This is a genomic window from Nonomuraea sp. NPDC003201 (assembly GCF_053590415.1).
In genome coordinates, this window is the sequence record NZ_JBSFTC010000107.1 from 19,352 (window position 1) to 32,940 (window position 13,589).

14 protein-coding genes are annotated in these 13,589 nt (G+C 71.2%); 9 read left to right on the plus strand and 5 right to left on the minus strand.

The features are described 5' to 3' along the window. Positions 1-377 precede the first annotated feature (377 nt). The 4 genes from ACWDX9_RS31065 to ACWDX9_RS31080 form a co-directional block, all read right to left on the minus strand. On the minus strand, positions 378-1,394 hold the full coding sequence (locus ACWDX9_RS31065; protein WP_449960028.1) for a DNA topoisomerase IB: 1,017 nt from the start codon (positions 1,392-1,394) through the stop codon (positions 378-380). A 22-nt stretch (positions 1,395-1,416) separates the two neighbouring features. Continuing rightward, complete coding sequence (locus tag ACWDX9_RS31070; RefSeq protein WP_449960030.1) at positions 1,417-1,890, minus strand: hypothetical protein; 474 nt, start codon at positions 1,888-1,890, stop codon at positions 1,417-1,419. A gap of 63 nt (positions 1,891-1,953) precedes the next feature. Continuing rightward, complete coding sequence (locus ACWDX9_RS31075) at positions 1,954-2,181, minus strand: hypothetical protein (protein WP_449960032.1); 228 nt, start codon at positions 2,179-2,181, stop codon at positions 1,954-1,956. 91 nt (positions 2,182-2,272) lie between these two features. Next, positions 2,273-3,187, minus strand: coding sequence for a glycosyltransferase (locus tag ACWDX9_RS31080; RefSeq protein ID WP_449960034.1), 915 nt, complete (start codon positions 3,185-3,187; stop codon positions 2,273-2,275). A gap of 128 nt (positions 3,188-3,315) precedes the next feature. On the opposite strand from ACWDX9_RS31080, the gene ACWDX9_RS31085 reads away from it, so the two are divergent. The 9 genes from ACWDX9_RS31085 to ACWDX9_RS31125 are packed head-to-tail and all read left to right on the plus strand — an operon-like array spanning position 3,316 to position 12,353. Then, positions 3,316-4,935, plus strand: coding sequence for a carbamoyltransferase family protein (locus ACWDX9_RS31085; RefSeq protein WP_449960036.1), 1,620 nt, complete (start codon positions 3,316-3,318; stop codon positions 4,933-4,935). After that, positions 4,932-5,816, plus strand: a complete 885-nt coding sequence (locus ACWDX9_RS31090) for a glycosyltransferase family 2 protein (RefSeq protein WP_449960037.1) — start codon at positions 4,932-4,934, stop codon at positions 5,814-5,816. Before ACWDX9_RS31085 ends, ACWDX9_RS31090 begins: the two co-directional genes overlap by 4 nt. Next, entirely contained in the window at positions 5,813-6,805 is a 993-nt protein-coding gene (locus ACWDX9_RS31095; protein WP_449960039.1) for a glycosyltransferase family 9 protein, read from the plus strand. Before ACWDX9_RS31090 ends, ACWDX9_RS31095 begins: the two co-directional genes overlap by 4 nt. Next, the gene (locus ACWDX9_RS31100; protein ID WP_449960041.1) at positions 6,802-7,989 is read left to right on the plus strand and encodes a glycosyltransferase; all 1,188 of its coding nucleotides are present in this window, start codon (positions 6,802-6,804) and stop codon (positions 7,987-7,989) included. The genes ACWDX9_RS31095 and ACWDX9_RS31100 overlap by 4 nt, the downstream gene beginning before the upstream one ends. Beyond that, positions 7,974-8,525, plus strand: coding sequence for a D-sedoheptulose-7-phosphate isomerase (locus tag ACWDX9_RS31105; RefSeq protein ID WP_449960042.1), 552 nt, complete (start codon positions 7,974-7,976; stop codon positions 8,523-8,525). The genes ACWDX9_RS31100 and ACWDX9_RS31105 overlap by 16 nt, the downstream gene beginning before the upstream one ends. Beyond that, the gene (locus tag ACWDX9_RS31110) at positions 8,522-9,874 is read left to right on the plus strand and encodes a PfkB family carbohydrate kinase (RefSeq protein WP_449960044.1); all 1,353 of its coding nucleotides are present in this window, start codon (positions 8,522-8,524) and stop codon (positions 9,872-9,874) included. Before ACWDX9_RS31105 ends, ACWDX9_RS31110 begins: the two co-directional genes overlap by 4 nt. A gap of 9 nt (positions 9,875-9,883) precedes the next feature. After that, the gene (locus ACWDX9_RS31115) at positions 9,884-10,561 is read left to right on the plus strand and encodes an SDR family oxidoreductase (protein ID WP_449960046.1); all 678 of its coding nucleotides are present in this window, start codon (positions 9,884-9,886) and stop codon (positions 10,559-10,561) included. Continuing rightward, entirely contained in the window at positions 10,552-11,421 is an 870-nt protein-coding gene (locus tag ACWDX9_RS31120) for a glycosyltransferase family 9 protein (protein WP_449960048.1), read from the plus strand. The genes ACWDX9_RS31115 and ACWDX9_RS31120 overlap by 10 nt, the downstream gene beginning before the upstream one ends. Beyond that, the gene (locus ACWDX9_RS31125) at positions 11,406-12,353 is read left to right on the plus strand and encodes a UDP-glucuronic acid decarboxylase family protein (protein ID WP_449960050.1); all 948 of its coding nucleotides are present in this window, start codon (positions 11,406-11,408) and stop codon (positions 12,351-12,353) included. Before ACWDX9_RS31120 ends, ACWDX9_RS31125 begins: the two co-directional genes overlap by 16 nt. Before the next feature lie 465 nt (positions 12,354-12,818). On the opposite strand, the gene ACWDX9_RS31130 is transcribed toward ACWDX9_RS31125, so the two are convergent. Continuing rightward, on the minus strand, positions 12,819-13,016 hold the full coding sequence (locus ACWDX9_RS31130) for a hypothetical protein (RefSeq protein WP_449960052.1): 198 nt from the start codon (positions 13,014-13,016) through the stop codon (positions 12,819-12,821). Positions 13,017-13,589 lie beyond the last annotated feature (573 nt).

Below are 13,589 nucleotides of genomic sequence, written 5' to 3' on the forward strand. Positions count from 1 at the left end.
CATGAGGCGATCGATGCCTGGCGGGCCTGCGGTCGCCTCCCACGAGCCGGGCACCCGGATTCCCTGGGTTCGGCCGACGCGCAGCCGTTCACCGAGGATTGCCACGCCCAGCACGACGCCGATGGCGAGCGAGTCGCGGGTCAGCACGTCCTGGACTCCGTATAGCATGCCCGCGGCTGCGGCCGGCAGCATCGCCTTGGCCGGCAGCGCCAGGCACGCTGCCGCCGTGCGGCCGTCCGAAGATCAGGAAAGTGGCCACTCCTCCGCTGACAGGCACCGCTCCCAGCCACTCCCATCCCCCGAGAAACTCCCGAGAGTTTTACTCAAGGGCTGCTACGACCGATTGGGCGTGCGCGGTCTGCCCGGGCGGCTTCTGCCTAACCGCCTTGCGCGGCGGGGTTGTGCAGGAGGGACAGGACTGCCTGCTCGGTTGTCCCGTGGGTGGCCAGTTGGCCTTCCGCGGTGTCGGAGCCGAGTTTGGTCAGGGAACGGTTGATGGTGTGGCCGCGGTGATAGGCCGCGATCACGCGGGGGTCCACGTATGAGGCGCGGGCGACGGCGGGTGTGTTGTCCAGATAGTCGGCGACCTCGCGTATCACCCTGGTTACCGCTCGCCTGCGACCGGTCCTGCTCCGAGCCCTCACGGAGACGGCGAGGCCGACGGCTGCCAGGACGGTGGCATGCCAGGTACGGAAATCCTTGGCCGTCACCTCGAAGTCCATGACCTTGCGCAGGTAGTCGTTGATGTCGTCGCTGCGTACGTCGACCCACGCGCCGTCAGCCTGGTAACGCAGCAGGTCCCCTTTCTCGCCAGTGCGGTGGAGGGCGATGACCACCTTGCACACGTCGGCGTCGCGCAGTTCAACTTCGCGCGCTTTGCCGCCCTTGGCGGGGTAGGAGAACATCACTCGATCTTTGTCACAGGTGACGTGCTCCATCCGGAGTGTGGCGAGGCCGAAGGTGTCGTAGGTTTCCCCGCCGACGCGGAAGAACCCGATGTCGAGCATCCGGGCCGCCGCTGCGAGCACCCGTTCGCGTGACATGTCGTGCCGGGTGAGGTGGTCAGCCACGCGCTCGCGGAAGCGCGGCAGCCGCTCGGCCATCTTCGCCACCCGGTCGAATTTGATCCGGTCCTGCTCGGCTCGCCACGCGTCGTGGTAGCGGTATTGCCGTCGTCCCGCGGCGTCGGTGCCGACCGCCTGGATGTGGCCGTCGGCTGAGCGGCAGATCCATACGTCATGCCAGGCCGGAGGCAGCACCAACGCTCTGATCCGGCCCAGGGTACGGTGGTCGCGGACCGGTTGCCCGTTCACGTAAAAGTAACGGAACCCACGTCCCTTGCGCCGCCGGACGATTCCAGGCTCCGCGGGGTCACTGTGCCGCAGTTCGCTCACATCCGCTCCTGCCCACCATCGGTCAGCGCTCCCACGGCGGGTTGTCACCCATCTTCTCGTAGTACCGGGCGAGGTGGGCTTTGACCCTGCCGACCTCATCTGTGGGGAGGTCGATGCCACCACGAGCGCCCTGCATGATGTTGCCGGCGGCCATGATGGCGCGCGGCACGGCCTTGAGCCTGCCGTCGACGACGTCGGCGATCAGCAGCTTGTAACTGGTGAAATTTTCGGGCTTGTCGCCGTCGTACCAGATATGAGCGTCGCGGTATGCGGCGTCCGGCTCATCCTCGGCGTCAGCCCAGTCACGCACCCGCTTGTCGGCGGCGTCACCGTCCCACGCGCGATCGCGGTCGGCAAGGGGCAGGTCCTGAAATCTGGTTACCGTCATACTCCATCGCCTGCCCGGCATGGGCGCGGCAAACAGGATCCAGGACGACCGCATGGAGGCCGACTTGCTGCCGCTGGGGCCACTGGCCGTCGCCGGACAGAACGTCACGAGGGAGCCATGGGCGGAACGGAGCTGTTCACGGGGGGTAAGAGCTGAGCACCGCATGAGCGGTTATCGCAGCCGGGGCAGGACCTCGCGGGCGTAGAACCCGAAGAAGGCGTCCTGCTCCGTGCCGACCTGGCTGACATATACCTCGTCGAACCCGGCATCCACGTACTTCTGGATCGCCTGGACGTGCACCTCGGGATCGGGGCCGCACGGCGTCGAGGCGGTGGCGTCCTCCTCGCTGACCATCTCCGCCAGCTGCGCGAAATGCCGCGGCAGCAACTGCTGACTCATGTGCACGGCATGTTGCGCAGGGTTTTGGACATAACGGGCCTGTCCAAGGCTTTCATGACTTCTCCATGACCGGCATCGGACGAAAGGTTCACTACGGGCATTCGCCGAGCACGCCATCCCAGTCGTCGAGGAATCTCGTGATGCCGTACCGGGAGAGCGCCGCCGTGCGGGCGGCCTTGCCGTACCGGCCGGCCAGGGTGGGATCACCGACGAACTCCGACAGTGCCTCGACCAGCACGGACAGCTTGGTGGACAGCACCCCGGCCTCCTGCGGGACTGCCTCGATCGCCTCGGTGGCAGCGAGGGCGATGACGGGCAAGCCGATCATCATGGCTTCGATGAGCGAGAGGCCGAGCGAGGTCCACCGGTAGGGGTGCAGGTAGGCGCGCCGCTGGGCGATGGCCGCGTGCAGTTCGGCCTGTGGCAGGTCGTACGACGGGTACGGCAGATCTCCGGCCTTCATGCCGTACACGTCGAGCGGCACGTCGAAGGCGGCCAGCAGGTCGGTGCCCGCCACGCGGGTACGCCGGACCGGTTCGTTGATCACCACGGCGGCCCGGGGCAGCTCTCCGGTGTAGCGGTGGCCGGGATCGATCACACCGTGCTCGATGACGCGGACGGGGGCGATGCCGTTGTCCCAGTACAGCGCGTTGAAGTGGGTGACGTGCACGAGCGGAATGGCTGACTGGCCGGCGAGCGGGTGCCGGGTGGCGGGCACGTCGCCCGTGGGGGTGTTGTGCTCGACGTAGATGCCGGGCACGGAGCCGCCGAGCCAGTCGCGAGCCAGCTCGATCTCGTGCGGGCGCTGGTAGACGACGAGGTCGACATGCTCGTTCGCGAGCCTGTCCCAGGGCACCTCGCGTACCGAGGGGGGCCAGTCGAAGGTCCGCGCCCGACCTCTGCCGTCGGCGTCGCGGCCAGGCGTGAGAGGGACGAGGTAGGTGTGACGGCCTTGGACGAATGAGGTGGTCCATGAGCCGTGCACATGCCAGACCAGGATTTTCATACGCGCCCCCTTTCAAGATTTCGTCGCGTCCGAAAAGCCCGGCCGCGACTGGCCGTCGCGTCAACATGAGAGACGGCTGCCCCTCCTACCTTGCGTTTAACGACCGCTGCGCTCGGTAGCGATTCCCCATGAGGTTCCTTGGGATCAACGCGGTCTTCCACGACCCCGCCGCCGCCCTCGTGGTGGACGGCGAGGTCGTCGCCGCCGCGGAAGAGGAGCGGTTCAGCCGGCGCAAGCATGGCAAGCGGCCCGTTCCGTTCTCGGCCTGGGAGCTGCCCGAGCAGGCCGCCGCCTGGTGTCTCGCCGAGGCCGGGTTGCGGCCCGAGGATCTCGACGCGGTCGCCTATTCTTACGATCCTTCGCTGGTGCGGCAGGAGACGGGCGCTCCGTGGGAGGACCTGCGCACCACGTACGCGACGAGGGCCCCGAGCTTCCTGGCCACGGCGCTGCCCGGGCTCGACCCGGCGCAGGTGCGGTTCGTGCCGCACCACGTGGCGCACGCGGCCTCGGCGGGGCTCGCGGCGCCGTTCGAGGAGTGCGCGGTCCTGGTGTGCGACGGCCGCGGCGAGTCCGTCTCGCACCTGGCCGGCCACTATCGGGACGGCGAACTGACCACGCTCGCCGCGCAGGAGCTGCCGCACTCGCTCGGCCTGATGTACGAGGAGGTCACCGAGCACCTGGGTTTCATGCGCTCCAGCGACGAGTACAAGGTCATGGCCTTGGCCTCCTACGGCACGCCCCGGCACCTCGACGTGCTGCGCGAACTGGTCACGGCCACGCCGGAAGGCGGTTTCAGGGTCGAGCCCATCGACTGGGGCGGCTTCGCCAAGAGGCTCGGCGGCGGGGAGAGGTGGACCGCCGACCACGCGGACCTGGCCGCCAGCGTTCAGACGCGGCTGGAGGAGGTGCTGCTCGACCTGGCCTGCTGGCTGCACGGCAGGACGGGCGCGCGGCGCCTGGCGATGGCCGGAGGGGTGGCGCTCAACTGCGTGGCCAACACCCGGCTGCTGGCCGAGGGGCCGTTCGAGGACATCTGGGTGCAGCCGGCCGCCGGTGACTCGGGCACGGCGCTCGGTGGCGCCCTGCACCTGGCCCAGGAGCACGGCGAGCCCGCGGCGCCCATGCGCGGCGCGGACCTGGGGCGCTGCTGGAGCGACGACGAGGTGGCCGCGTGGCTGGACGTCGCGCGCGTGCCGTACGCACGGCCGGAGAACCTGGCCGCCGAGGTGGCGGCGGCGCTGGCCGACGACAAGATCGTGGCCTGGTTCCAGGGCCGCAGCGAGTACGGCCCGCGCGCGCTGGGCCGGCGCTCCTTGCTGGCCCACCCCGGCCACGTCCGCAACACCGAGCGGCTGAACGACGTCAAGGGCCGGGAGCAGTTCCGGCCGGTCGCGCCGATGGTGCTGGAGTCCAGGGCGAGGGAGATCTTCGGCCGGGGCCCGGTGCCCTCGCCGTACATGCTGTTCGTCCATGACGTGCGGCCGGAGTGGCGCGAACGGATCCCCGCCGTCGTGCACGTGGACGGGACGGCCCGCATCCAGACCGTCTCGCCGGAGAGCGATCCGCTGATGGCCGGGGTGCTGGAGCGGTTCGAGGCGCTGTCGGGGCTGCCCGTCGTGGTCAACACCAGCCTCAACACGGCGGGACGGCCGATGGTCGACTCGCCGGGGGACGCGCTGGAGTGCTTCGGCTCCGCGCCGGTCGACCTGCTCGTGATCGGGCCGTTCGTGGTGCGGAGGCCGGCGTGATCACGGTGGTGATCCCCACGATCGGGCGGGCCTCCCTGGCCGACGCCATTCCGAAGGACGTGCCCGTGATCGTGGTGGCGGACACCGAGCGCAGAGGACCCGCCGCGGCGCGCAACAAGGGCTGGCGACAGGCACGGACGCCCTGGGTGGTCTTCCTCGACGACGACGTGGTGCCCGCCGAGGGGTGGCTGGAAGCGGTCATCAAGGACCTGGCGGAGCTGCCGGAGGACGTGGGCGGCAGCCAGGGCAGGATCCACGTGCCGCTGCCGGAGGGCCGCCGGCCGACGGACGCGGAGCGCAACACGGCCGCCCTGGCGAGCGCGGAGTGGATCACCGCGGACATGGCCTACCGGCGGACCGCGCTGGAGAAGGTCGGCGGGTTCGACGAGCGGTTCCCCCGCGCCTACCGGGAGGACGCCGATCTCGCGCTGAGAGTGATGGCGGCCGGCTTCCGGCTGGTCAAAGGGGAGCGGGTGACCCGGCACCCGGTGCGGGACGACGGGTTCTGGGCCAGCGTGCGGTTCCAGCGGGGCAACGCCGACGACGCGCTGATGCGCAGGATCCACGGGCCCGGCTGGCGGTCGCGGATCGGGGCGGGCGGGCTGCTGCCCAGGCATGCCGTCACGGCCGCGCTGGGGCTGTCCGCCGTCGCCATCGGCCTGGCCGCCGCTGTCATGCGGCCCGGCGGTCGCACCGGGAAGGGGGCCGCGCTCCTCGCGGCGACGGGCTGGGCCGCGCTCACCGCGCGTTTCGCGTGGGAGCGGGTCGCGCCGGGACCGCGAACGCCCGCCGAGATGATCAAGATGGTGGTCACGAGTGCGATCATCCCGCCCGTCGCCTGCCTGCACCGGCTTCGCGGTGAGCTGAGGGAGCGCCGGTGAGTCGCGCCGTCCTGGTGGCTCGCCTGGACAGCATCGGTGACGTGCTGCTCGCCGGTCCGGCCGTTCGCGCGGTCAGCGCGTACGCCGACCAGGTGAGCTTCCTGGCCGGTCCGCGGGGCAGGGCCGCCGCCGAGCTCCTGCCCGGTGTCGACCGCGTCATCGAGTGGCGGGCACCGTGGATCGACGCCGATCCTCCGCGCGTCACGGGCGCGCACGTCGACAGTCTCATGAACGCGCTGCCCGACGCCGACGAGGCGGTGATCCTCACCTCTTTCCATCAGTCGGCACTGCCGCTCGCGCTGTTGCTGAGGCTGCGCGGGGTTGGCAGGATCACCGCGATCAGTGAGGACTACCCCGGCTCGCTGCTCGACGTCAGAGTGCGGGTGGACGAGACCAGGCACCTGCCGGAGGCGGAGCGGATGCTGGCGGTGGCCAGGGCCGCGGGCTTCGAACCGGTCGACAGCGGCGCACTGGCCATCACTCCGCCGCCGCCGAGCCCGGTGGGCCCGCCCGGCTATGTCGTCGTCCATCCAGGAGCCGCCGCGCCGGCCCGTGCCTGGCCGCCCTCCCGCCACCAGGAGGCGGTCGAGGCGCTGGCCGAGGAGGGCTTCGCGGTGGTGGTCACCGGTGGTCCGGACGAACGCGCGCTGACCGCTCGGGTGGCAGGACGTCACGCGATCGATCTCGGCGGGCTGACCAGCCTGCCGGAGCTGGCCGGCGTGCTCCGCGACGCCTGTGCGCTGGTGGCGGGCAACACGGGCCCCGCCCACCTGGCCGCGGCTGTCGGCACCCCGGTGGTCAGCCTCTTCTCCCCTGTGGTGCCCGCCGCGCGCTGGGCCCCGTACGGAGTGCGGTATGTGCTGCTCGGTGACCAGGAGGGGCCGTGTAAGGACACGCGGGCGCAGATATGCCCGATCGGTGGCCATCCGTGTCTGACGGGAGTCACAGCCGCGCAAGTCGTCAAGGCAGTGAGGGAACTGATCCCATGAAGATCGATCTCGTCTCCGAGCATGCCGACCCGCTGGCCGCGATCGGCGGAGTCGACGCGGGCGGGCAGAACGTCCATGTCGCCGCGCTCGCGCAGGCTCTGGCGCAGCGGGGTCACGACGTGGTCGTCCACACCCGGCGCAGCTCGTCCAGCCAGCCGGAGAGCGCGCCAATGGCCGCTGGGGTGCGGGTCGAGTACGTTCGAGCGGGGCCCGCCGTGCCGATACCGAAGGACGACCTGCCGACCTACATGCCCGCCTTCGCCGAGCAATTGGCACGTTCCTGGGCGCGGCGGGCACCGGACATCGTGCACGCGCACTTCTGGATGAGCGGCACCGCCGCGCTGCTGGCGGCGGGCCACCGTCCCGTCGTGCAAACCTTCCACGCACTGGGCACCGTGAAGCGGCGCTGGCAAGGCAGCGCGGACACCAGCCCGGCATGCCGGATCGACGCCGAGCGGCGGATCGGCCGCGCGGCGGCGGCAGTGCTGGCCACCTGCTCGGACGAGGTCGGCGAGCTGCGCGCCATGGGAGTGCCCGACCACGTCATCTCGATCGTGCCCTGCGGAGTGGACCTGGGCCGCTTCACCCCCGAAGGTCCGCGAGCGGCCAAGGGCCCGCGCCCGCGGGTGCTCAGCATCGGCCGGCTGGTGCCGCGCAAGGGCGTCGACACCCTGCTGCGGGCGCTCCGCAAGGTGCCGGAGGCCGAGCTGCTGATCGCGGGCGGCTCCGCCGACGAGCCCGAGGCGGGCAGACTGTCGGGCCTGGCCAAGGTCTACGGCCTGGCCGACCGGGTGAACGTCCTCGGCAGCGTGCCGCACGACGAGGTTCCCGCACTGATGCGCTCGGCCGACGTGGTCGTCACCGTGCCCTGGTACGAGCCGTTCGGCATGGTGCCGTTGGAAGCGATGGCCTGCGGCGTGCCAGTGATCGCCTCGGCCGTGGGCGGCCATCTCGACACGGTCGACGGCTGCGGCGTGCTGATTCCGCCGCGCCGGCCACAGGCGCTGGCCCGGGCGCTGAAGGACCTTCTCGATGCCCCGGAACGGGCTACGGAGCTCGGCGCCGCAGGGGCGCGCCGAGCCAGGCAACGGTACGGCTGGTCGCGCGTGGCCGAGCAGACCGAGGCCGTCTACCGCGCCGTGCTGGGCGCCGAGGCGAGGGGGATGACATGCACAGGCACCTGACCATGTTGCGTGAGGCGCTGTCGATGAGCGCGGATCAGGCACCGACCGTGGAGGCGTGGGGGCGCAAGCTCGCGGCCGTTCTGGGCGGTGGCGGACGGCTGCTGGTGTGCGGAAACGGAGGCTCGGCCGCGGAGGCCCAGCACTTGACGGCCGAGCTGGTCGGCAGGTTCAAGGGGGAACGCCGCCCCTACGCGGCGATCGCGCTGCACGCGGACACCTCATCGGTGACGGCGATCTCCAACGACTTCGGCGCCGACGCCGTCTACGCCAGGCAGGTCTGCGCGCACGGCCGCCAAGGCGACGTGCTGTTGTGCCTGTCCACCAGCGGCGCCAGCAGCAACGTGCTGTCCGCGGCCCGGGCGGCGCGCGAGTGCGGACTGATCACCTGGGCCATGACGGGCAGGACGCCAAACCCGCTGGCAGCGATCAGCGACGAGGTGGTCGCGGTGCCCGCCACGGACACGGCCACCGTCCAGGAGGTGCACCTGGCCATGCTCCACCTCCTCTGCTACGCGATCGAGGAGGCGGGCGCGTGACCGGACCGCTGGTCGTCATCGGCGACATGCTGCTGGATGTCGACATCGAGGGAACCGCCGAACGGCTCGCACCGGACGCGCCCGTCCCCGTTGTCGACGTCGAGGCGAGACGTCCACGACCCGGCGGAGCGGGGCTGGCGGCGCTGCTGGCCGCCAGGGACGGAGCGGAGGTGGTGCTGGTCACGGCGCTGGCCGACGACGATAGCGGGCGCACGTTGCAAACCTTGCTGAACGGCCGGCTGCGGGTCGTACGCCTGCCGCTGCGCGGCTCCACCGTCTGTAAAACCCGGGTCAGGGTGGCCGGGCAGACGCTGGTGCGTCTGGACACCGGAGACGGGTATACCGCGGACGGCCTGGACGGCGCGCTGGCCCGCACGGTCCGCTCCGTTCTCCGGACGGCGGGCGCGGTGCTGGTCTCCGATTACGGCAGAGGCACGGCGGGCTCGCTGCTCGGCCTGCTTGGCGAGGTGGACGCGCCCATCGTGTGGGATCCGCATCCGAAGGGCCCGAGCCCCTTGCAAGGGTGCACGCTCGTCACCCCCAACGAGCGCGAGGCCCGGCTCCTGTGCCCGCCACCGTACATCGGGCCGGACGAGGCGGCCCGCCGCCTGGTGAAGGCCCTGCACGCGCAGGCGGTCGTGGTGACGCTCGGCGCCGATGGCGCGGTGTTCGCGCATGGGGGCGGCCACCACGGCAGGATCCCGCCGCCCGTGCTCGGCGGTGGCCGCGACGTGTGCGGCGCGGGAGACAGGTTCGCGGCGGCGGCGGCGCTGGCACTGCGTGACCGGCTGCCGGTGGAGGATGCGGTCGCCCTCGGCGTCGGAGAGGCCGCCAGATTCGTCGAAGGTGGCGGAGCCGCGGCCATCAGGCTGGCCGGCGCGCAGATGGGTGACAGACCGCGTACTCCCGCCGAGGTCGCCGATTTGGTCAGGGCCAACGGCGGACGGCTGATCGCCACAGGGGGTTGTTTCGACATCCTGCACGCCGGACACGTGAGCCTGCTGCGCAGAGCCAGAGCGCTAGGCGACGCACTGATCGTGTGCGTCAACTCCGACGCCTCGACCAGGCGGCTCAAAGGCCCGAACCGGCCGGTCGTCGGCCAGCGGGACAGAGTCGAGATACTCGGTGCCCTGGGATGCGTCGACGCCGTCATGATCTTCGATGAGGACACCCCCGCCCAGGCCATCGAGCGGCTCAGGCCGCACGTGTGGGTCAAGGGCGGCGACTACTCCGGGAGAGAGCTGCCGGAGGCGGCGTCACTGCGGAAAGTGGGCGCGGAGACGGTCGTCCTGGCCACTGTGCCCGGTAGATCCACGACTGGGATCATCGCCGCGATGCAGGCGGCATGAGGAGGAACGATGCTTGGAGACATTCTGATCACTGGCGGCGCGTCGGGTCTCGGTCACGCCGTGGCCGAAGCGGTCGCCAAGGCGGGAGGCAGGCCTCTCGTGGTGGACTTGCGCGCCGCCGACGGGTTCGATCACGCGGTCGCCGACCTGGCCGACCGAGGCCAGGCCGAACGCGCGGTGCGGGAGCTGGCCGAGCGGGCCGGTGGCCTCGACGGTGTCGTCACTGCGGCGGGGATCGACGCCTGCGGCCGGCTGGAGGACGTATCCGCCGATGACTGGGACCGGGTGATCAAGGTCAACCTCATGGGGACGGCCGCGATCGTCCGGGCCGCCCTGCCGTACCTGCTGGAGTCCTCCGGGCGGGTGGTGACCTGCGCCTCGACGCTGGGCCTGCGCGCGGTGAGCGACGCGACGGCCTACTGCGCGGCCAAGTTCGGCGTGGTGGGCTTCTCCAGGGCGCTGGCCGCCGAGCTGGCCGGTCAGGTCGGGGTCACGATGCTGGTCCCCGGGGGGATGGCGACGCACTTCTTCGACGGGCGGCCCGAGCAGTACAAGCCGGGCCCTGACGCCAAGCTCAACCGGCCCGAGGACGTGGCGCAGACCGTGGTGTTCGCGCTCTCGCAGCCGCCCGGCTGCGAGGTACGCGAGCTGGTCGTCTGCCCGTCCGCGGAAACCTCGTGGCCCTAGACGTGCTGGCGCTGCGCGGGCTCGGGCTCGGTGACCTGCTGACGGCGGTCCCGGCGCTGCGGGCGCTGCGCCGCGCCTTCCCCGCCCGCCGGCTCGTCCTGGCCGGGCCGCCGGCGCTGGCACCGCTGCTGCCCGTCGACGAGGTGATCGAGGTGCGGGGTCCCGGCCCCGTCCCGTACGGCGGGCCCGAGGTGGCGGTGAACCTGCACGGCAGCGGCCCGCAGAGCACGCGAGCGCTGCGCGCGACCCGTCCGGGGCTGCTGCTCACCCACGGCGGGCAGGGCCCGCCGTGGCGGGCGGACGTGCACGAGGTGCGTCGGTGGTGCGACCTGCTGGAGTGGTACGGCATCGCGGCCGACCCGGCCGACCTGTACCTCGGACGCGGCGACAGGAGCGGGCCCGTGGTGGTCCATCCCGGCGCGGCCGCCCCGTCAAGGAGATGGCCCGCCGACCGGTACGCGGCGGTGGTCGCCGCACTGCGCGCCCGAGGGAGGGAGGTGGTCGTCACGGGAAGCGCGGACGAGCGGGAGCTGGCCGAGCGCGTCGCCGGCGACACGGGAGCCAGGGTCGCGGCCGGCCGCACGGATGTGCGGCAGCTGGCCCGGCTGGTACGCGATGCCCGGCTGGTGGTGTGCGGCGACACCGGGGTCGGGCACCTGGCCACCGCCTACCGCACCCCCTCGGTGCTGCTGTTCGGGCCGGTCTCTCCCGCGCTGTGGGGACCGCCCGCCGCCGGGCCGCACATCGTGCTGTGGAAGGGCGGCACCGGTGACCCGCACGGACGCGAGCCCGATGCCGGCCTGCTGAAGATCGGAGTCGACGAGGTGATCGAGGTGATGGCGCGATGCGAGTCGTGGTGACCGGAGGAGCCGGGTTCCTCGGCTCCCACCTGTGCGAGAAGCTGCTGGACAGGGGAGCGGAGGTCGTCTGCATGGACAGCTTCCTCACCGGCTCCCCGCGCAATCTCGAACATCTGCTGGACCATACGGGGCTGCGGATCGTCGAGTGCGACCTGACCGCGTTCGTGCACGTGCCCGGTGAGGTGGACCTGGTGCTGCACTTCGCCTCGGCCGCCTCGCCTGCCGACTACCTCAAGCACCCGATCGAGACGCTCAAGGTCGGCAGCCTGGGCACGCTGCACGCGCTCGGCCTGGCCAAGGAGAAACGGGCCCGGTTCGTGCTCGCCTCCACCAGCGAGGTCTACGGCGACCCGCTCGAACATCCGCAGCGCGAGACGTACTGGGGCAACGTGAACCCCGTCGGGCCGCGCAGCGTGTACGACGAGGCCAAACGCTTCGCCGAATCGCTGACCACCGCCTATCGCAACTCCCACGGTGTCGACACCGGCATCGTGCGCATCTTCAACACCTACGGGCCCCGGATGCGGCCCTTCGACGGCCGGGCGATCCCGACCTTCATCAGGCAGGCCCTGGCGGGCGAGCCGATCACGGTGACCGGCGACGGCAGCCAGACCCGTTCCATCTGCTACGTGGACGACACCGTGGACGGCATCCTGCGGATGGCTGGCAGCGACTTCGCCGGACCCGTGAACATCGGCAATCCCGACGAGTTGACGATGGTGGAGCTGGCCGGCCTCATCCGCAACCTGGCGGGCTCGTCGTCACCGATCGAGTTCATCGACAGGCCCGTCGACGACCCGAGCGTCCGCAGGCCCGACACCGGCCTGGCCGAGACCGAGCTGGGCTGGCGACCTGTCGTAGGGTCGGAAGAAGGCCTGCGGAGAACCATCGATTGGTTCTCCAGGCTGGACAGTCCCCTCCCTGCCACCTAGCCAGAAGCGCGCCCGGTCGGTGAGGACATCGCGGATGCGGTCCGTCTCGCTCTCCTCCCGGACGTGGGTACGACCTGGCCCATCAGCACCTCAGTGATGGCCAGAAGCAAGAAGAACGTCGGTGTCCGGACGAGCTTTCGGGAGATGCCCGGCTCGACGCGACAACCGGCCCTTCCGCGATGATCCCGGGCCGGGAAGCACCACCTTGCTTGCCGGCGTCGGTCGGAGCATGGGTCATCATGTCGCTTCCGCGTCCATCCCACCATGGTGACGGACGCGGAAGGACATGTACGGCTTACGCTGATTCTGCGGCTTCTCCGGCTTGCCGCAGGCTGGGGAAGCGGTGCTGGCCGGCCAGGAAATGACCGACGCCGACGATGCCCACGACGGGCCACTCCACGATCCCCAACGCCGCCAACGAGGCAAGGACCGCGTAGAAGGCAAGGTGCTGAGGCTCCGGCAGGGTCACTGCGCCGAGGAGTGGCAGGAGGCGCAGGACGCGAGGTACGGCGTCCGTCCCCGCCGCGGGTCTCCCTTGCCCACGGTCGGGATCGGCGGCCCGCTGCCGAGCGAGGCGACGTAGGCGGTGATGGCGGCGATGTCCCCGCGGCTGAAGGCGGGCTTGCGGCGCTCGGGCACCGCATGCGGGTGCTGCAGCGGCATCCGGCCGGTGGAAGGGCGTCCTGCTCGGTCACGCCGAGGTCGGGTATCGCGGTGCCCGGTTCGACGGCCTGCGGGTAGCGGATCCCCGACCAGGCCCTGCGCGTCGCGCACGCCGGGCACCGTGTGGCAGGACGCGCAGCCGTACCCGTTGATCAGCTCAGCACGGCGGTCAGCGTCACGGCCCAGTGCGTCGTCTCCGCCGGCCACGCGCTCGAGGGCGACCCAGACCTGCTCCTCGTTTCGGGCACCGCCGTGTACGCCCTCGACCGCGAGCCGGCGACGCTTTCTCGATATCGCCCAAGGCACAGTCGCGGAGTGTTGTTGTCGCTGGTCGACCGTTGATGCGGTGCTTGGAGGGCAGGAAGGCGGCGTTGGTCCGCTCCGGTCTGACCTTCCACAAGGTCATCCGTGAGCCGACTGGTCGGCCGGAGCCGTTGACGTTAATGGGATATCCAAGGACCTGCGGGCAGTCTCGACGGTCTTCGGAAGCCGGCGCCGGTTCGCCAGGGCACGGGGCAACCGGGGGAGCGCGTCGCGCAACCCCCGGCGGCCGTGCTCGCCGCCGCGTGCGGC

Coding starts and splice junctions, on each gene's coding strand:
- ACWDX9_RS31100 (WP_449960041.1), top strand. CDS start 6,802: ATGAAGATCGATCTCGTCTCCGAGCATGCCGACCCGCTGGCCGCGATC.
- ACWDX9_RS31080 (WP_449960034.1), bottom strand. CDS start 3,187: ATGAAAATCCTGGTCTGGCATGTGCACGGCTCATGGACCACCTCATTC.
- ACWDX9_RS31075 (WP_449960032.1), bottom strand. CDS start 2,181: ATGAGTCAGCAGTTGCTGCCGCGGCATTTCGCGCAGCTGGCGGAGATG.
- ACWDX9_RS31115 (WP_449960046.1), top strand. CDS start 9,884: ATGCTTGGAGACATTCTGATCACTGGCGGCGCGTCGGGTCTCGGTCAC.
- ACWDX9_RS31125 (WP_449960050.1), top strand. CDS start 11,406: ATGCGAGTCGTGGTGACCGGAGGAGCCGGGTTCCTCGGCTCCCACCTG.
- ACWDX9_RS31130 (WP_449960052.1), bottom strand. CDS start 13,016: ATGCCGCTGCAGCACCCGCATGCGGTGCCCGAGCGCCGCAAGCCCGCC.
- ACWDX9_RS31085 (WP_449960036.1), top strand. CDS start 3,316: ATGAGGTTCCTTGGGATCAACGCGGTCTTCCACGACCCCGCCGCCGCC.
- ACWDX9_RS31105 (WP_449960042.1), top strand. CDS start 7,974: ATGCACAGGCACCTGACCATGTTGCGTGAGGCGCTGTCGATGAGCGCG.